Below are 19,536 nucleotides of genomic sequence, written 5' to 3'. Positions count from 1 at the left end.
CACAGTAATGTGGGGCTTTTACTTTCTGGCTATGAGGATTGCTCTTCAGATCAGCTACTAAGTCGATGCTTAACGCGCAGGAGACTGAGGTCTACTGAAAGGTCGTTTTCTTCAGGCTCAGCTTGCTGCGCAGTTCTCCAATAAGGTTTGCGATCGCTCGGTTAGAGGTCAAATTATCGGTGGACACAGCGGTCACCAGCAGCTCGATGCGTCCTGTAGCGGGTCGAATATTTTGATCATCAAGGAACTATCGGAATTGGCAGTGCAGGTACAAGTGAGGGGTAGAAAACCACTCTCGATCATATGACGTAGTTCAGGTATTGAGATCATTGCGGGCATCCTTTAGACCGGAGTTTCCCCGTCTCCCTCATATGGCACTTGCGTCAACAAGCAGCTTGAACGTTGAAAACATCACGTGACGATAGGAGTAACACATGACCGACCTTGGCGATATCACCCGCCAGTTTTCCATGGAAGGGGCTACCCATCTCTATTCCAGTTTTCCCGCCATGCTCACGCCAGCGGACCTATACCGCGTCAAAGATAATCCAACGCATAAGGCTGCCCTTTTAGGCTGCAACATTTACCTCATCGTCCGTCGTCAGCGTATTTACCTGAAACCGGAAGGATTTGCTTTAAACGGGCGGACAGTCGCCGGTGAGTTTTTGGTGCTGCGCGAACAAGGTATGACTGCAGTTCCCTTTGTCTATGAAATCAGCCATTCGTCGATCCCAGATGACATTCCAATCGACGACGTTGCGGTAGCTCTCAACGGAACATCGCTGATCGTATTGACTCCCGAAGGTAAGCAATTCATTGCGGTAAACGTCATTGTTGCAGCCGCAAAAAGCGCTTTGGAGCCGCACGACACTGATTTGGAAATACTCTATGTGGGGCAGGGCATTGGACGAACCGGATCACGAACTGCCCTGGATCGCTTGCAGTCGCACAGTAAGTTTCAGCAAATCCTCGCCGAAACCTCAACGCATTTCCCCGAGCGAGAGGTGCTGCTGTTGCTGTATCGATTCGAGCACGGTAAGACGATCATCAGTAATGGAGGCGATTTCAATGTGGAAGCCCAAGCTTCTGCTGAGCAGGATTCGGCTCACCTGGATCGCCTGCGGAACGTCCGGCTGAACCGAAAGGAGGTTGTATCCCTGGCAGAAGCGGGTTTAATCAACTACTTCAAACCGTATTACAACACGCTGCTCAAAACGACTAACTTCTCGTCGAAAGACAAGCTCAAAGTTTTGAAGCAGTTATTGAAGAAAGGGATCGCCGGCCTGGTGGTAGAGCTTTGTTCGGTAAACCTGCGTTCGCGCATCGGCACAGTGCATGCTGTACCCATTGATCTGACGGAGATCATGCCTGTAGAGGTTCTGGACGGGCGAAATATTGAGGAAGAGGACATCAAGGAGCGATGGCAGGAGCAGTTGAAGGAAATGGCGCATTCACACTACGCCAAGTTCGCTCTCACCACTACGCAAGAACGAAACACTTTCCTGCACGGCACTACGTTCATCGGCCAAACTGAGGAGCCATGGAGTTGGTAGGCGTCCGGCTGTACGGTTGCTCGGACACAGACACTTTTGCAAGAAATTGATATCAGTTAGCAGCTTGCTTCCGATTCCGCTTTTCCCACAGGGTTGTGGCCTCAGCAGGCTGCATGCGGGTACCGTGCCGTGTGTGACGCCATCGTGTTCCAGGACAGAAGACGACTGCCGCGCGGTCAAAGGGTCGCCAATTCGAGCAGCAGCTAAGAAAAATCTATGCCACCTATTTATCAAGACGCACAAGAACCGGACTCGGACGGTGAATTCATCGGAACAAAAATCAATAAGTGGAAGGATGGCGATCGCCAAGCAGCGCTTGATCTAGCGACATTTTATGATAACAAGGGTCAGGATGATTTTGCCCGGTATTGGCGGCGAAATGCTGATGCAACAGAGCATCAGAGTCAGGAACTCCTAGCAGCTTTGGCCGTAAAAAACTCCGATCCAGCCTTAGCCCATGAGCTATTTCTGTGTGCTTTCTTTCAGTTACAAGATTGCATCCATGAATTGAGCGCGCTCTATCGGAAGCACAACCATGTGGCTTTGGGGTTGAACTACGACACCTACATCGAAAATGCGCTCTTCTTCACCTCGCTCGCCGAAAAAACTGACGACCTACACCTACACTCCGCGATTCTCACTGGTACGCGACCAGTTCTCTTTCAGACAAAGCCTGGGCCTACGTCTTACGACAATGCACAGTGGGGTGGTGGGTCGCTTTTCGTTGTGTGCTGGGGAGGTGTCGACTTCGCCGTGACTGCCCTTCACGTCATCGAAAACCTTGGTGCTAACAGGAAGGAATTTCGCCTCTTGCTGCCGGAGAGCCCTGTTCCTTTGGACATGTACGGAGGCATCTCGCCCAGTCATGACCTCCCACCGGACAGAGATGAGCTCGATGACATCTACGCCTGGCACATCAAGGGATACCCAGGGTCAAACAACGGCTTTTGGGCTTGGGACCTTGAGCGGTGGAGCAAGCCGGCCACCGATCTCTCGCCAGGCCAGCAACTCTATGCAGCAGGATACCCGGATCTTGATGACCGCTACGATTTCGAGAATTTCAAGATCAACGAAATCGCGGTAATCATCACGGGGGTAGCTGCGGGGGTTCTGCTAGATGGTGTGCACGTCATGGATATCGAGGAGGTTGATCACGATCTGAATTTGCTGAGTGGGGGGCCGGTCTTCGCCAAGTTTGACGACAAGTTTTATTACGTGGGGATGATTCTCCGGGGTAGGTCTCAATCACGAAAGCTGAATTTTCTGGACTCGAAGTATGTGATCAAGCTTCTCGACACCCATAACCAAGGCCATAAGTCTCAGAAAACTACGGATTGACCTGACGGCAGACCACGCGCCGTTTGCCTGCCGCCCGCGATACGCGAACCACTTCAACACGAACGGCCCAGCTTTTTGGCACACGATATTGGCCAGGGGCTGTGTTCACGAATCCAAGGATTTGCTTTGGTGTATCTATCGTTTCGGCGCCGGTCTGCCATGGCATGAAGATAGTGGCCGCACCAACTCACAAAACCAGCGATTTACCCAGTTTTCTCGTACAGTCGCCTGCCTATAGCGCTCGCTGAACCGTGCCGGGCGCGGCGGCTAACGATCTCGCTTGACAATAATTTTTTGCCCTCTACCATTTGCCACAAGCCGGACTGGTTTCGTTCGGTGCTGCTGGCTTCAGCGAATTCTTTGGATACGAAACCATTCTTGCGGTACCGCTTCACCAGAAAAACACATCCTGTTGGATACGAACCTCGACCTTTCAAAAGTCAGGCGCACACCCCAACACAGCCAGCCAGCTACTGTGCGAGACACGTGCCCTGCATTGGGAGATCCACATGCTTCGTATTCCTGTTACAACGTCCGACCTCGACAGTGCTCGGATCAAAAAAACCATTGCCCTCTTCCGCAAGCACTACCCCATTGGTGCACCATCGCTCTCCACTGTGCAGCGCGAATTCGCCGTGCTCATTGGCTACGGCAAGTACAATGAGATGCTCATCAGCGCTCAGAAGCTCGGCCCTGTATATCAAGGGGCCCCGATTCCACTCGCTCAAGTGATCGAGGCCGTGGGCCAACGTATCGCTGAGCAATGGAACCTTCCGGCCGATGACGCGAAAACACTCGCGGGCAAGCTTCACCTCAGCAACCTGGATGCTTGCCGCACCACTGCCCGGCCAGTTCCACCGTCGATCTTGCGTGATGATCGCTTGAGTCCGGCCGTGCACGTGGCCACCCTAGGACTGTCCCATATGTCCGTCTCCGACCTGCTGGCGCTGGGTGCACCTGGTTATTCGTACGCCATCTTCGAAAACGGCGACACCTTCATCTGGGACAAGCTGGTCACTGCGGTCGACCAACTGCGGCCGGAGCTTCTTGAAGCGCTGAAACACGAGCCTCAGTACGCAACGCTCACAGACATGAGCGCGCTGCGTGATGCTTACGTGCGTGATGTGCTGATCCCAGCATCAAGCAAACTGCTAGATGCGGTGCGCCAAAAGGAACTCACTCCGCTGGGGTATGAGACCATTTCGCTGTTCAACGAAGCTGGAGTGTTTCGCGGCCGCAGCCTGATCAACCGTCAGCTGCGCGGCCTGGTACCGGTGATCAGCCGCGACGACGGCGGCCTAACGGAGGCGATGGCCTCACTCGCTGGCGGGCGTGCTCCCCGGCATTTGAATGTCCGGAACCTGGAGGTGGGCGAAGGCAAGGGCCGACTGGTCAGCTTTGTCACTGAGACCGGGGGCAACATGGTCCACGACTACGTTGACAACCAAAACCCTCGCCATCCCGGCCGGACCTACGTCGAGTACGAAGGTGCCGAGCAGATGTATGCGCTTGCGCCACAGGCAGTTCATCACGAGGCAGAAATCAGCCGTCTCATTTCGAAAGGGCTGGCCGACCTGGTGAAAATGAATCCGGTTGATCTGGTTGCCATCGAAGGTGTCGTGCTCGATGACGGTCGTTTTCCTGACGATCTTATGGACATCGCGCCGGGTCCTACGATCGTAGATGGTCAACTGCGGCCACGAACGGTAGCAACTGACCGGTTGTGCGGTCCCAACTTCTACGAGAGGCAAATTACCTATATCCGTCTCCACGACTGGCTCACTGTCGACGACATTCCGCAAACAGTCGTTTCCGCCATGGGCACACCCAACGTGAAGATGGAGCGTGACCACATGTTGACTGAGGCGCTGCCAGCCTACCGAACCGAACTGCATTACGAGCTTGATCGTTCAGTCGCGGCCGCAATCCTTCAGGCGCAGCGCATGATCGCGTCGACTGCCGGCATTCAAAAAGCGTTGGATCTCGCCCAGCGCCACTTGAGCCCTGATCAGGCGTACGTCCGTTTCGCCCAAATCCTGACGCCTGTGATCATCCAGCGGGTAAGTGATCAGAAATTGGTTGCCGCTGGCCAGCGAACCAAGGAAGCCATGCCCGAGCTCGATGACTACAACGACTACGTTGTCGGTGTTGCTCTCGCGATGTCGTCAGACGGGTATTCGCTGAACGTTCCCGGCACTCGCGACTTTCGAACGAAAGCCGCGCTGTTGAGTTGGTTGACCATCTTTAGCCTGCAAGCGGTAGAGAGTGCTCGCGAAACGGCGCGCTTCTCCGCAGACACGCGCGCGTTGCTCGTGAATGCGATCCTGGTGGATGGCTTGGCTATAAAGGACGTGGTGGACGAGGGTAAGGCTCTGACTGTGTTCTTGAGCAAATTGGCTGACCAAGATCGCTACATTCTAGGGGCCAAAAAGTGGAATGCTGACGCAGGCCGCCGTTGGATGGAAGCTCGCAAGCATGGGTACTGGGCCGTGGGGGCGATGGTCGAAGAAACGTCGCGTGATGCTGCCGAAAAACCGGTTTCGGTCTCTAACCTGGAGAAATTGACACACGTGATTCAGCGGGCAGCTGAAAACCAATACCGCGTTGAGCTATTGCCATAACCCCTTCCGAACGCCAACCAGGTACCGGGGCAATTCGCTCCGGTACCTCTTCCACAATTAACGGAATTCGCTTCGCGAGAACTACCAGTACCCAGGCTTAATGGCCTGGTTTTTTGAGCTCCGGTACACGGTCCGTAGATTGAAGCTTGGCCAGTTCTTCTGTCGTAACGATGTGACGCATCCAGTGTGAATGCTCCTTTAAAGAGCCGGGGATCGTTCGCCTGATTTCTTCGCGGTGCGGCAAAATCACGCCGATGCGCAGATCGGGAAAGTCTTCTCGGAGCGCCCGCAGTGCAGGGGTCATATCGGTATCAGCTGAGACCAGCACCAGTTGCTGATGTCCCCACGGAGCGTGACTTGACTCCAGCGATGATCCCCGCACAACGAGTCAGGCTACTACATCTCCCTCTCAACCCCTGCTCTCTAGATACATCCGCCAAGAGCAGAACGCATTCCCGAGTAAATATTGAAGCTGGTCAGCGGAGGTGAAGCGAGGTGCTATCGTCCATAAGATTTAGCGCTGCGTTGGAATACCCCAGCAGTGACCTTAACCATTTCCAATGGTGGATGACTTTGTGACAACCTTTATTGTTTACAGCGGGGCGGTTTTTTTGGAAATTTTGCGTTTTGTGACGGGCTTTATTTACAAAGAGCAAGCGGTATAGTCCCGTGCAGGCCACGGAATACAAAGGGGGGTGTGACAAAGTTTATTATTTCGTCACACCGCCCTGGGTCTCCAGGCCTCCCGTGCAAGGATGCCACTTCGATGCAAACCCCTTCCCAGATTCACCAGCGCTTGAACAACCGCCGATTCACCGTCGCCAATAATGCCCACGGGCTATCCGGCGCGGATACGGTGTTTCATTACCTGGTCGAGGGCGAGGCCATTTCCGGCACCTACCAGGGCGGTCGGATTCGGCTGGGCACGCAAGTCGGGCGAGTGACCGGCCCGGACACTATCGAGTTGCTGTATCAGTGCCTGACCGTGGAAGGTGAGCTGCTGTGCGGTTGGTCGCGTGGCACCCTCGGTGTCGACGCCGCCGGACATACCACGTTGCATTTCAAATGGGGCTGGTTATCTGGGGCGACGGGGGGAGGGAGTCGAGTTATGTGGAGCTAATTGCATAGGTTTAAATAATCAGAAAATAAATCGGAAAATTCTCTACTAAATAGTTGTATAAAAATGTCGAATCATCCCGTTATTATTGGAGATTAGGGGAAAATAGATCCGAAAATAAATCGGAATAAGGTGAGAAAAATGGCGCAGCAATTCATATCCGGAAATCACTGGTTGGAGCCTATCTGGCCATCTTCTGGTTTTCCTGCGTCGATTTTACGTACGGCGGAGACGCTGTCGTTCCGTGCAGGAAAACTCACTGGCTTACTCCCCGAAAATACCGCCATGCGTATCGGCGGGCTGATGCGAATCACCAATAGCTATTACAGCAACCTGATCGAAGGCCAGTATACGGAGCCTGTTACCTTGTCTGCGCGAGTGCCGAGGCGTGACTCCAAAGAGTTGCGCGAATTGGCGGAAAGTCATATCGGCGTTCAGGAGTTGCTAGAGCGGGTGGTGCGACGACCAAAAGCAGTTGACGCGCCTTGGAGCGTTTTCTTTGCCCCTGAATTTATGTCTGTGATACATCGCCGGCTTTTTGTAGGTGCCGGCGATAAGGACTTGCGACTCAGTGACGGTCGATTACTCGCGCCCGGCCAATTGCGGGATACAGCAAAACGTAATGTTCTGGTAGGGGACCATGCTGCGCCTGCGTGGGAGTCAGTCACTCCAATGCTCAAGCGCCTACAGCATGTATACGGCGGGCAACCTGACCTGACTTCACGCATTCTCAGCTCTCTTTCTTATCACCATCGTCTCGCGTTTGTTCACCCATTTGAAGATGGGAATGGCCGAGTGGTGCGCATGATTACGCACTTGCAACTGATGCGTCTGGGGCTCGCATCACCCCTTTGGTCGCTTTCCCGAGGATTGGCGAGAAAACAGGAAGAATATTATGGGCGCTTGCGCGCTGCTGATCAGCCTCGTCGAGGGGACCTCGACGGTCGTGGTCAGTTGACTCAAGGAGGGTTGTTCGAGTTTGTAGAGTTCATGTTGCAAGTCTGTATTGATCAGATGGAGTACGTAGAGAAAGCGATGGACCTTGTAACATTACGCCAGAGACTTGAGAGGGTGATCGGGCTTGAAGGGGTATTCGTAGAGTCCGGGGTGAAACAAGAAATGGCCAAGGCCATCCATATCTTGCTGACTCAGGGCGAAATTGCTCGGGCGGACTTTAAGATTTTCTCTGGTTTGCATGACCGTGTAGCGAGTGATCAGCTTAAGAAGTTGATTGATATGGGGGTGGTTGAAGCGCCTTCGGCAAAGTCGCGTTCGATCTATCCTGGGCTTCCCGTCTGGTTTGCACAGATGATATTTCCGGATCTTCACCGGCGGTTTTACTGAGTCAGGTAACAGAGGTGCCGGTTCACGGCACAAACTCCACCCTCAACCCCCGGCTCGCACTGCGTCCCTGATCATCACTGACCCGCAACCGATACTCTCCCGACTTGCCCGGCCGCCAGTTCAGTGTGGTCTGCGGTGAGCCCTGGCCAATCAACGTCTGGTCGGCAAACCAATACAGCGTCACCGCATCGCTGGCTGCGTTGGCGTTCAGTGGGATGCTTTCCTGTGGTTGGGACAGGCGCAGTTGATAACTGACCTGCGTCAGCGGCGAGCGGATCTGCGGCGCTTCGCTTGAATCACTGATGCGGTTGGGTTGGCAGTTTTTCATCACATTGGGCGGTGTGCGTCGGGGCAGGCCGGCGGCGCGGTACAGGCGCTGTACGTCGCTGGGCCAGAACTCGAAGACTTCTTCACGCGTGTATTGCGGATCGAACGGCGGGCACGCCGCCTTGCCGGTGCGGGTGTCGATCAGCACCGGACGGTGCAGGTTGGAGACGCGAATCGGTGACACGCCAGGGATGTACCAGGTCTTGCGGGTTTGTGGGCACCAGCGGTTGGGCAGTTCGCCGGAGGCTGCGCACACATCGATGCGCACCAGCCCGGCGGGCGGTTTGTCGGCTTTGATCACCACGTTGGGCAAGGCCAGTGGCAGGGCGTCGGCAATGCGGAAGAACAGCGGCGCAGCGGTCTTGGCACCAATAAACGCCGGGTTTGGCCGACCGTCGAAGTTACCGACCCACACCACCAGCACATAGGGACCGACCAGGCCGGCACTCCAGGCATCGTGAAAACCCCAGGACGTGCCGGTTTTCCACGCGGTGCGCCAATGGCGGCCCGGCAAGCCGTCCGGTCGCGGGTTATGGCGCAGCATGTCGCGCACCATGAAGGCGGCCTGAGGCGTCAGCAGTTGTGCGCCGGTGGTTTGCGGTTGTTCCTGCAGATAGCGCAACGGCCGCAGGTGCCCGTCACCCGCGAGCATCACATACAGGCGTGCCAGCTCTTCGGGCGTCATTTCGCCGCCGCCGAGGGCCAAGGCCAAGCCGTAGTGGCTCTCGTTGCGCAGGCCCTTGATCCCGGCTCGTTGCAGCAAACCGTACAGCGAAGGCGATTTGAGCTGGCTGGCCAGCCAAACAGCGGGAATATTACGACTACGGATCAACGCATCGCGTGCCGTCAGTGGGCCGACAAAACTGCCGTCGAAATTTTCTGGCTGGAAGTAACCGAAGTTACTGGGCAGGTCCTTGACGATGCTCATGGGATGAATCACCCCTTGATCCAGTGCCAGCCCATACAAAAACGGCTTGAGCGTCGACCCTGGCGAACGTCGTGACAACACGCCGTTGACCTGACCATGAATGCCTGTGGATAAGTAATCGGCCGAGCCCACCAGCGCCTTGACACTCTGGTCGCGGCTGTCGATCAGGATCGCCGTGGCATTTTCCACACCGGTGCTGCGCCGCTCGGCGATAAAGCCGCTGATCAGGCGTTCCAGAAGTTGCTGCAAGGGCAGGCTGAGGGTGGTGTTCAACTCATTGCCGTTTTGGGACGCCAGCAATTGTTCACTCAGGTGTGGCGCCAGAAACGGGATCTGCTGGCGGTTGCGCGCTTCCAGGGGCAACTCCAGCAGACTGTCGTTGCGCGGGTCTTGTGGATAAGTCTCGCGCCAGTCGGCCATCAACCGCAGCCGCGCATTTTGCAATGACGGCCCAAAGCGCGCGCGCCGCCCCGGCTGCTGTGGAATCACCGCCAGCGCCAAGGCCTCGGACAAGGACAACTGGGTCGCCGACTTGCCGAAGTAGATACGGCTGGCCGCCTCGGCGCCCTCGATATTGCCACCCATGGGGGCCAGGTTCAGGTAGGCCTCAAGAATGTCGTGCTTGCTGTAACGTGCTTCCAGCCAAACGGCCAGGGCCATCTGCTGCAATTTGCCGGGCACTTGGCGGGTGTTCAAATCCCACAGGCGTCGCGCCAGTTGCATGCTCAAGGTCGAACCGCCCTGGCGCTGTCCGCCGCTGTAGGTGGCCATGGCCGCGCGCAGCAACGCCGGGGGATTGATCCCCGGGTGCCAATAGAAATTGCGGTCCTCCTTGAGCAACAAGGCTTCGACCAGTGACGGTGACATGCGCTCCAGTGGGAGCCACAGGCGATACTGCCCGTCATCCGCCAGGGTCATGCGCAGCAGCGAACCGTCGTCAGCCAATACCACCCGTGACGACGTAACCGCTTGCTCCAGCGAGGCGTGGGGCCACAACCGCAGCCCCGCCAGCCCTCCCACCAATAACGCCGCCGTTGCCAGCAGCGGCGTCACGCGTTTAAGGCTTGGTAATTTCAAGCTGGCCTACTTTGCCGCGCCCTTGCAGGGTGGTTTCGTACATGCCCTCGGCGTAAGCCGGTGGCGTATTGAAGGTACCCGCGTTGGTGGCGCGTACACGGTAGACGAAGGTCCCTACGTCGCGCAGCGCGGTGCCGAACAACACCACTCGATCATCCCGCACGTCCACGTAGTCGGGCTGCCAGTTGCTCAGTTCGGTTTCGCCGATCGGCGCTTGCCAGGCGTCCGCCGCTTCGTCGCCGTCTGCAGTTTCCACGTACTCGGCGTCTTCGCCTTCACTTTCCTCGGTGCTGGCGGGCTCCGGCTCCGGCGGCAGGTTATACACAGGCTCGACGCCACCTGGCAGCAGGTCGACCACGGCCACTTGTTGCACCTGATCACGGTCGGTGGCGCGCAGGCGCAGGCGCACCAGGAACTCATCACCCACGGCGACCTTGCTCACCGGCTCACCTTTGAGGTCGAGGTATTCGTGGATGATTTCCAGGCCATTGTTGATCGGCTTGAGCTTGGCGCCCTTGTCGAAGCCGGCCTCGCTGAGCATGTAGAACGCGGCCGGGCCGTCGGTTTTCTCCATCACCAGCTTTTGCGTGGTGCGCGGCACGGCAGCGCGTGGCGGCTGGCCGGCCATCTCCAGCAATTGCTGCTGCTTGTCACTCAGCCAGGCGGTGGCCTTGAGGGTCATGTCGCTCTGCGCACGTTGGCCATAGTTATCCAGCGCACGCAACAGCAGTGCCGCCGAAAGCGAGTTGTAGCGCTGCTCGTTGAGGCGTTTGCCGAGCTTATCCAGCAAGGCTGTCGGCACCTCGTCCAGCAACTCGGGGAAATGCCGCGCCAGCAGGTGCAGGTGTTCGGCATCGTGTACCAGCGGGTCGTAATACAGGCCGTCGCTGTCCCACTTATCCACAAGCGAGCGCCACGGGATTTTACGGAACAGCGTATCGGCCTGGCGATCCTGCTTGAGCAGCTTGTAGCTGGCGGCCAGGTAGGCCGCGCCCAGGTCGTTCTGCCAGCTGTCCTTGAAGTAGCTCTCGTAGCGCTCGCGGATATCGCTCAAGGCGCCGCTTACCAGGATCCCCTGCCGGCTGAGCAGGTAGCTGGCGTAGGCCCGGTTGCGCAATTCCGACAGACCTTCGCTTGGACCATTGGCCAGGTCGGTCAGGTAAGCGTTGGAACGCACCAACAGATCTTCCGGTACGGGCAGCCCGCGCTCCCTGGCTTCGATCAGGAAATCGGTGGCGTACAGGCTGGCGTACGGCGCCACGTCCGGGTTGGCAGCCCACAGGCCGAAGCCGCCGGCCGAGTTCTGGCGCTGGCGCAGCATGCGCACCGCGCCGTTGAATGCCTGCTCGGCTTCGGGGGCGGTGCCACCCCAGATCAGCGCCGGCATGGCCTTGGACACCAGTTGCTCGGTGCAGGCATAGCCGTAGTCATCCAGGTAATGCTTGAGCCCGTTGGCCCACACCAGCGGCGATGCCGCTACGCCCAGTTGCACGTCGCGCAACTGGCTGAACAGCTCGCGGGTCGGCTTGAGCTCTTTGCTGGCGCTGTCGAAACGGCCCAGGCTCAGGGCGACACGGTGCTCACTCAGTGGGCGGATCGACGTGGTTTCGGCGACCTGGATACGTTTGCCATTGGGCAACACCGCAACAAAACGCAGGTCCGCAGAGCCGAGGGTTTCGCCGACCTTGATCTTGAACTCGGCGGTGCCTTCCTTGCGTGGTTGCAGCGACAAGGTGCTGCCTTTGCCGCCCTGCACAGCCAGGCCGTCGCTGGTCTGCACTTCAAACTTCACATCCGCCGCTGCGTCGAGGTTGCTGAACACCCCGGCGCTGACGTTGAACACATCCCCCGGCGCCACGAAGGCGGGCACGTTCGGCGTGATCACAATCGGGCCACGCACTTCGGTATTGGCCTCGCTGACACCGACACTGTCGCTGTCCACCGCCACTGCGAACAGGTGCAGTTTGCCGTTGAAGCTGTCCGGCACCTGGTAATGCAGCACGGTTTCACCGGCCGGCAAGTCCACCAGGCCAGACCACCATGCCACGGGCGGTTGATGTTTGCGCTTGAACGGGTTCAGGTGGTTGGCCAGCGCGCCTTCGGTATCACCACCGGGCGCCGCCCCACTGAGCAGGCGGCTGAATTCAGGCAGGATCAGGTCAAGAATCTGGCTCGTACCGACCTCCAGCGCACGCTTCTGGAAGAAGAAGCCCAGCGGGTCCGGCGCCTGATAACGCGCTACTTGCAGGATGCCTTCGTCCACCGCGTACACCACCGCACGGCCTGGGCGGTCGGCGGTGACCTTGATGTCCAGGGTCTGCCCCGGCTCGATCTTCTCCTGGCCTTCAACCTTCAGCGCCATGCGTCGCGCATCCAGGTTGATGCTGAACGGCACCACGCCGTAGGACAGCGGGCTCATGTACACCTCAGCCGAACCCATATCCCGCACAAACTGCACGTTGACGTAGGCATTGCCCTCAAGCCCGGCCGGCACGCGGATATGTTGCACGCTGTTGGTGCTGTCGGCCTTGAACCACTGCTGGGTGTAGACCTTGTCACGCTCGATGGTAATCAAACCGGCACCGGTATACGGCGCACGCAGGCTGATGGCGATTTCATCACCCGTGGCATAGCTGCGCTTGTCCAGGCGCAGTTGCAGTTCGGCGTTGCGCTCCAGGGAACGCGAAGTGTTGCCACGCCCGGCCACGCTGTAGTCGATCTGGTTGAGCAGGTTGCCATTGGCGTCTTTCAACTGCAGGGTGAAATCCCCCGGCGTGCCGGTGTTCAGGGCCTGCTTGGCGCCTTCCTTCGTCATCGTCAGCGGGGAGGCCGGCTGGCTGATGTTCTTGATGCGCGACTCGTACTTGTAGGTGCCATTGGACTGTTTCACCAGTACCGATACATAGCGATGTTCGACCACTTCAGTGGTCAGGCCGTCTACCGCCAGCGGCGTCAGGTCTGGCGCCACTGCCAGCCAATGCACTTCACGCGGGGTGTCCTTGGCGACGTATGACAGCGAGTCCTGACTTTTCACACCGACCAGGTAAGGCGCAGGCGAAACCAGCAATGCGCTTTGCGCCGCGACGTTACGGCCTCCTTCGGCTTCGAATACCTGGGCCATCACTTGCAAGCGATAGGTGCTGTTGGCAAAACGTTGCAGGTTGAGGTCGAGCACGGCCTGACCGTTGTCGTCGACGGTGGTTTCCGCCAGGTCTTCGGTGTTGGTTTCTTCCAGGCCGTTATTGAGGCGGAAGCGGTAGTCAGGGTACCGGTCAAATGCTGCGAGCGTCGGGCTCAGGGACATTTTCGCGGTGACCCGCCGGCCGACTGCCGGGGCGCCGAACAGGTGCATGGCGGTGACCTTGGCCACCACCTGGTCCGGTGGGATCCAGCCCTGTACCGGGGTGTCGTGCAAGCTCAGGTTGACCTTCATGCGGTCGGGCTCGAAATCGCGGACCTTGAAGCTCACGCTGCCCAAATCGGTGCGCGTCTGCTTCTGGCCAATCAACTGCAAGGTCGCGGTGTATTCGCCGGCGGGGGCGACTTCACTGCTGGGGAAATCGAAACTTTCAAAACCGCTGGCGGACAGCTTCAACGGCTGGCGAATCACTTCCAGACCACGGGGATCGGTGATTTGCAGCTCCACCGGCAGCCCCAGCAGAGCACCTTTCCAATTGCCGCTGCGCACGATCATGCCCAGGTGCGCGGTTTCGCCTGGGCGATAGAGCCCGCGATCAGTGAACAGGTAGGCGCTGAGGCGATCAATCGCACCGTCTTCTTGCAAGCCGCCGACATCGAAGCGCGATAAATCCAGCTGCTGGGACTGACGGGCAATCGGCAGGAACGACTGATCGTTGCCGCGAGTGACCACATACATCAGCGGCGTTTTCTCACGACGCAATTCATCCAGCTTGGCGAAATGCGCATGGCCTTCACTGTCGGTATGACCGCTGGCGACCGGCAGGCCGTTGCGACCCATGATGTCGACTTGCACATCGGCCACCGGCGAACCATTGCTGATGGACTGCACATACACATCGTGGCTGCCGTCGCTGGAGCGTTTGGCGATGATGCCCAGATCCGTCACTACGATGAAACGCAGGTCGCTGGTACTGCTGCGGTCGTATTCGAACGTGCGCGTGGCCGGGTCATCCTGCGGGCTGAGCTTGAGCACGAAAATGCCGCGCCGGCCGCCATTGGCGGTGAGGTAGGGGCTGAGGTCGACATTGTCGTAGACGGTTTTCGCCGGGTCATTGGATGACAGGGGAATCTGCAATGCCTGGCGCTCGACCATGCGATCAAAATATTCGTTGCTGAAATTCGGCCGGGCGAAGCTGCCACTGCTCTGATCCACCAGGTGTTGCAACTGGTTGGGCAGCAGGCGGGCGATTTCCACATGGGCGCCGGGTACGCCACGGGCCATGAACCCCAGGCGTTTTTCACCGTTGAGACTGAGCAACGCGCCGTCAGACAGGAACTGCAACGTGCGAGGGTACGCCGGCATGCTGATCAGCGATGCCGTAGGGTTTTTCGCCAGATAGCCGCCGATGGCCTCCAGGTTGGCAGGAACGCGCACATACAGTGCGCGACCGGCCGGAGCCTTGAATTTGAACGCGTGCAGCGTGTTCAGGGGTTCGACGCTGGGCACGTGGGTCAGGTTGACCTTGGTGCTGCGGGCAAGCAGGGCGTCGTCGATGTCGTTGGCGGAATAGGGGCGCGTATCGTCCTGGGCTTTTTCCGGCAACAGCCAAGCCTGGACCTTACCGGCGATGGTTTCGTCGGCCACGGCGCTGGAGCTGCTGAACATTAATACCGGTTCGGGTTCGCCGCGTTGGTTGTCGACAAAACTCACTTCGGCGCCGGTGAAGGTCAGGCGGTAGCGACCGGGTACGGTGACTTCCGACACCAGCGGCGCCGTGCTGGCGTTGCCGCCGTCGCGGGCCTTGATGCCCTCGTCGAGCTTGGCGCTGACCGGTGTACTTTCCAGTGGGGTGGCCAAGGCCGCGGAGCGCACGTAAGCGTTGAGTTTCTTCTCGTCGAAGGTGATTTCCGGTCGGTTGGGCAACTGCGCGTCGCGGTAGGCCAAACCTTTGCCGAGGGTGATCGACACGCGTTTGCGCAGGTTTTCTTCATCTACCGGGTGGGAAAAATGGAAAGTCGCCACCAGCTGTTTCAGTGTCGGGTTGGACGGGTCCTGATACAGCTCGTTTTGCGCCAGGGTGGCGCGGAACGGTTGGGTGGAGAACTGAGTGCTGTATTGGTCCAGCAGCACGCCGTCGGCCAGCAGGTTTTTCTTGCCCATATCGAGGGTGTAGTGAGCATCGATGGGCCAGTCTTTTTCCGGCACGAACAGCAACGTACGGTCATCGGACCAGCGCCAGGTACCCGCTACGTTTGGTTTCAGGGTGATGCCATGGGTCACCGGCTTGCCAATCGCTGCCAGTGGGGCGACGGACTCGGCGAAGCGCACCTGCAAGTTATCCACAACCGGTTGTGGTTGGGTGTAATCGGTCAGGTTCGGTTTGTGCAGCGAATAACCCACGGTATGGGGTTTGGGCAGGTGTGAATACCACTGCCAGCCATAGAAACCGGCACCCGCCAACAAGGCCAGACCCACAACTGCTGCACCGGCTTGGCGTGGATAAGCGCGAGCCTTGCCGCCCAGGTTGGCCAGGCCTTGACCAATGGCGCGTAGCCAGCGCGGCGGATGCCATTGGCCGAAAACGGCCCCCACCACGGTCAATAAGGCACCGGCAATACGGCGGCTGATCGCTTTCAACGAATCGAACATGGTGAGCATCCCTGGCAAAGTGCGGCTATCTTACACGCGTCTTTGAGATAAAAGATGACGTGAATACATCACAAAATTCTACTGTGGGAGCGGGCTTGCTCCCACATGCTTGATCTTCATTTTTGGGCTTCTGGAGCCTGGGGATCAGGTCCACCAATAGCGCACCAGATGAAAGAAAATCGGCGCTGCAAAGCACACTGAATCCAGCCGATCCAGCATCCCACCGTGCCCTTCGATCATATGGCCCCAGTCCTTCACCCCTCGATCGCGCTTGATCGCCGACATCACGATGCCGCCGGCAAATCCGAGCAAATTGATCAGCAGCGCAATCAAGAACGACTGCCAGGGGCTGAACGGGGTGGTCCACCACAATGCCGCGCCGATCAGGGAGGAGAGCAGGATCCCGCCGACAAACCCCTCCACCGTTTTCGAGGGTGACAGGTTAGGCGCGATCTTGTGTTTGCCGAACAGCTTGCCGCACACGTACTGCAGCACATCCGACAACTGCACTACGATCACAAGATAGGCGATCAGCAACAGGTTGCGACCTTCGTAACCGGGGATGTCGAGGGTCAGCAGTGCCGGTACGAAGGACACGCAAAACACGGCGATCATCAAACCCCATTGCACCTTGGAGGCGCGCTCCAGGAAGTGTGTGCTGTCGCCCCCCAGTGAAGCGAGGATCGGCAGGAGCAAGAACACGTACACCGGAATGAAGATCGAGAAGAGCCCGTACCAATCCGAATAGATGAGCAGGTATTGCAGCGGCAACGCCAGGTAGAACGCGGCCACCAAGGCCGGGTAGTCGCTGCGGCGAGTCGGCGTGAGGGTCAGGAATTCGCGCAGGGCGTAGAACGACACGGCATAGAACAGCAGGATCACCGCGCCGGTGCCGAGCCAGAAGGCGATGCCGATCACGACCACCATCACCCACCACGCATTGATGCGCGCGTTGAGATTGTCGATCACCGCGTTTGGCGTGCCGCGCGTGCGCAGCTTGAGGATCAGGCCGATCAGGGAGGCGAGCACCAGGATCGCGCCGATGCCGCCGAATAACATCAGGGTTTGGCTATCCATGTCAGACGTGCTCCGGAGCAAGGGCGAGCAGGGCGTCGCGGCTGCGGGCGAGGAAGGCGGCCTTGTCTTCGCCGTCCTCCAGTTGCAGCGGCGCGCCGAAGCTGGTGGTGCACAGCAATGGCAGCGGCAGTACGCGGCCTTTGGGCATGACCCGGTTGAGGTTGGCAATCCACACCGGGATCAGTTCGGCCTGTGGGTAACTTTTTGCCAAGTGATACAGACCGCTCTTGAACGGCAGGAGGCCGTCTTCCAGATTACGCGTGCCTTCCGGGAATATGATCAATGAGTCGCCGCCTTCCAGGGCCGTGAGCATGGGTTGCAGTGGGTTATCCACAGGGTCTTTACGCTCGCGGTCGATCAGCACGCCGTTGAACACGCGGTTGATAATGTAGCGGCGCAAGGCACTGGCGTTCCAGTAATCACTGCCGGCCACCGGGCGCGTGAATTTGCGCAGGTTCTGCGGCAACGAGGCCCATAGCAATACGAAATCGCCGTGGCTGCTGTGGTTGGCGAAGTAGATGCGCTGCACCGGCACCGGGGCGCAGCCGAGCCACAGGCTGCGGGCACCGGTGACGGTGCGGGCCATCGAAGTAATCAGCGTGGCGACTACGGGTTCGAACATGGGCGTTCCTTATCCGGCGAAAGGCAGCCAAGGGCTGGCGAGAATCACGGCCAGGGTCAGCAGCGCTTGTGCGCCGAGCAACCAGGCTTGTTTGCGCAGCAATTTCAGCGCGCCACGTCGGCGTTCGGTCCAGGGCCGGCCGACGCGCTTGGCCGATTGCAGGCCCAGGGTCAACAGGGCCTGATCGAGGTCCGGGGTGCGTGCGGTATCGCGGGCGAGCAGGGCGAACAGGTCGGCGTCAAACGCCACACGCAGTGCCCAGTACTTTTGCAGCAGCCCCAGGATAATCATCCACAAGGCCAGCAATAGGCAGACGGTCGAGATACTGGCCATCAGCAGCTGCGCCAGGCCGAACAAAAAACCGAGCACCGTCAGGCCTGTGGATAACTGATCCAGCGAACGCCCACGACGCAGCAGGCTGGCGGTAACCTGGAGTTCCATATCAGCGGGCATCGGGTAGACCCTCCAAAGCTTCACGGTGAGCGGGATGCAGGACCACTTCGGCCCGCGCTGTACGAATGATAGCCAGCGCTTCATCTACCGTAGTGGCACGCCGGCTATGTAGCAGCCAGGCGGCAACGGCGGTGGCGCTGCGCGAGTAACCGAGGGCACAACACACCAGTAATGGGCCGTTCAAGCGCAATTGCTCGATGGCTTGGGCGGCTTGTCGGCACTCGGCCGGAGTGGGGGCGATCAGGTCCAGCACAGGGATGGATTGATAGGCGCGGCCCTGTGGATTAATCGGCAATTCGGCGCAGAGATCGACGATGGCCGTGAATGAATCTTGCTCCTGGATTGTGGGAATTCGCCCTAGCCAAACGTTATCCACAATCAGGTCAGGTTGTGGATGCTTGCGTGTCCACAGGCGTGAGTTTATCCATGCACCCGCCAGGTAGGGCGCATAGAGCCAGCGTGCCGCCGGGGTCAGCCGACCATCGGCGCGTTTCTGAAAGCCCGGCGCGCCGAGGACGAAGTAATTCGCCTTGACCAGACCCAGCGCTACCGCCGGCCACAGCAGCCATAACCACGCCCCGCCCAATACAAACGCCAGGATCACCAGCACCACAGCGCCCAGGCCATACCGCACGCCCAGGCGCCAGCGCCGAGGGTCGTGGGTCAGTCGTGCATTCAGCAGCGGGCTGGGATGCTCTACCGGCCATAACCACACACATATCCATCCCGCCAGGGCGCCTGTGGGTAAGTCGATAAAGTGGTGTTGATAAGTGGTCAGCACCGAAATGCCGATCAAGGCGAACCAGCCGTGCACCAGCCACCGCCACAGCCCACGGGTATGGCGTTGGTACATGACCCACAAGATCACCAACAAGGCGATATGCAGTGACGGTGCCTGGTTGAACGGCTTGTCGAAGCCGGCGAGCACGGCGAACAGCCAGCCGAATATGCCGTGCAGTTCCGGCCGCTCAAAGGTGAAGCGCAGCGGCCAGATGAGGAAGCAACTGACCGCAATAACCTGGGCGGACAGCAGCCGCAGCGCGTGCTGTTTCAACTCATGCCGACTGTTGGGAAGCAGCAGGGAAAACCCGTAAAGCAGGTCGATCGACCAATACGGCACGATGGTCCAGGCCCAGAATGGCATATGGGTTTCCCAGCCGAACACCAGCGTGCCGACGTCGCTGCGTTGGCTGGTCACCCAAGTGGCGAAGCCATAGGTGCTGAAAAACAGCGGTGCCAACAGCAGCAGCCACAGGACGGCAGGTTTCAGTAAACCGGGCTCGCGCAT

The 19,536-nt window shown here is 58.6% G+C and carries 10 protein-coding genes and 3 pseudogenes; 5 read left to right on the top strand and 8 right to left on the bottom strand.

The window, feature by feature from the left end; all coding sequences use genetic code 11:
• Positions 1-91: 91 nt before the first annotated feature.
• Positions 92-330, bottom strand: a pseudogene (locus C9383_RS09340) (DUF1652 domain-containing protein).
• A 104-nt stretch (positions 331-434) separates the two neighbouring features.
• Between C9383_RS09340 and C9383_RS09335 the strand changes: the two are divergent.
• The 3 genes from C9383_RS09335 (at position 435) to C9383_RS09325 (ending at position 5,512) form a co-directional block, all read left to right on the top strand.
• On the top strand, positions 435-1,553 hold the full coding sequence (locus C9383_RS09335) for a hypothetical protein (protein WP_090367829.1): 1,119 nt from the start codon (positions 435-437) through the stop codon (positions 1,551-1,553).
• A 216-nt stretch (positions 1,554-1,769) separates the two neighbouring features.
• Complete coding sequence (locus C9383_RS09330; RefSeq protein WP_090367831.1) at positions 1,770-2,891, top strand: hypothetical protein; 1,122 nt, start codon at positions 1,770-1,772, stop codon at positions 2,889-2,891.
• Between the two features lie 509 nt (positions 2,892-3,400).
• Positions 3,401-5,512, top strand: coding sequence for a hypothetical protein (locus tag C9383_RS09325; protein WP_090367833.1), 2,112 nt, complete (start codon positions 3,401-3,403; stop codon positions 5,510-5,512).
• An 81-nt stretch (positions 5,513-5,593) separates the two neighbouring features.
• Here the strand turns inward: C9383_RS09325 and C9383_RS09320 are convergent.
• Positions 5,594-5,849 (bottom strand): annotated as a pseudogene (locus tag C9383_RS09320) (NYN domain-containing protein); the annotation flags it as partial.
• A gap of 429 nt (positions 5,850-6,278) precedes the next feature.
• Between C9383_RS09320 and C9383_RS09315 the strand changes: the two are divergent.
• Positions 6,279-6,640, top strand: a pseudogene (locus C9383_RS09315) (avidin-fold protein).
• 130 nt (positions 6,641-6,770) lie between these two features.
• A complete protein-coding gene (locus C9383_RS09310; RefSeq protein ID WP_090367837.1) occupies positions 6,771-7,973 on the top strand; it encodes a Fic family protein in 1,203 nt (400 codons plus the stop codon).
• Between the two features lie 22 nt (positions 7,974-7,995).
• On the opposite strand, the gene pbpC is transcribed toward C9383_RS09310, so the two are convergent.
• The 6 genes from pbpC to C9383_RS09280 all read right to left on the bottom strand — a co-directional run bounded on the left by pbpC (position 7,996) and on the right by C9383_RS09280 (position 19,536).
• The gene (gene pbpC, locus C9383_RS09305; RefSeq protein ID WP_060756583.1) at positions 7,996-10,305 is read right to left on the bottom strand and encodes a penicillin-binding protein 1C; all 2,310 of its coding nucleotides are present in this window, start codon (positions 10,303-10,305) and stop codon (positions 7,996-7,998) included.
• A complete protein-coding gene (locus C9383_RS09300; protein ID WP_090367839.1) occupies positions 10,286-16,096 on the bottom strand; it encodes an alpha-2-macroglobulin in 5,811 nt (1,936 codons plus the stop codon). Before C9383_RS09300 ends, pbpC begins: the two co-directional genes overlap by 20 nt.
• A gap of 144 nt (positions 16,097-16,240) precedes the next feature.
• Positions 16,241-17,173 (bottom strand): phosphatidate cytidylyltransferase, encoded by a 933-nt coding sequence (locus C9383_RS09295; protein ID WP_060756585.1) that lies wholly within the window; start codon positions 17,171-17,173, stop codon positions 16,241-16,243.
• Between the two features lies 1 nt (position 17,174).
• A complete protein-coding gene (locus tag C9383_RS09290) occupies positions 17,175-17,795 on the bottom strand; it encodes a lysophospholipid acyltransferase family protein (protein WP_060756586.1) in 621 nt (206 codons plus the stop codon).
• 9 nt (positions 17,796-17,804) lie between these two features.
• Positions 17,805-18,248 carry a hypothetical protein gene (locus C9383_RS09285; RefSeq protein ID WP_090367841.1) on the bottom strand — a complete coding sequence of 148 codons (444 nt, stop codon included), beginning with the start codon at positions 18,246-18,248 and terminating at the stop codon, positions 17,805-17,807.
• Positions 18,238-19,536, bottom strand: a complete 1,299-nt coding sequence (locus C9383_RS09280) for a phosphatase PAP2/dual specificity phosphatase family protein (RefSeq protein WP_090367843.1) — start codon at positions 19,534-19,536, stop codon at positions 18,238-18,240. The genes C9383_RS09285 and C9383_RS09280 overlap by 11 nt, the downstream gene beginning before the upstream one ends.

Origin of the sequence: Pseudomonas palleroniana, from assembly GCF_003031675.1 — a bacterium.
Lineage (GTDB): Bacteria > Pseudomonadota > Gammaproteobacteria > Pseudomonadales > Pseudomonadaceae > Aquipseudomonas > Aquipseudomonas palleroniana.
This window is presented reverse-complemented; position numbering and strand designations above follow the sequence as displayed.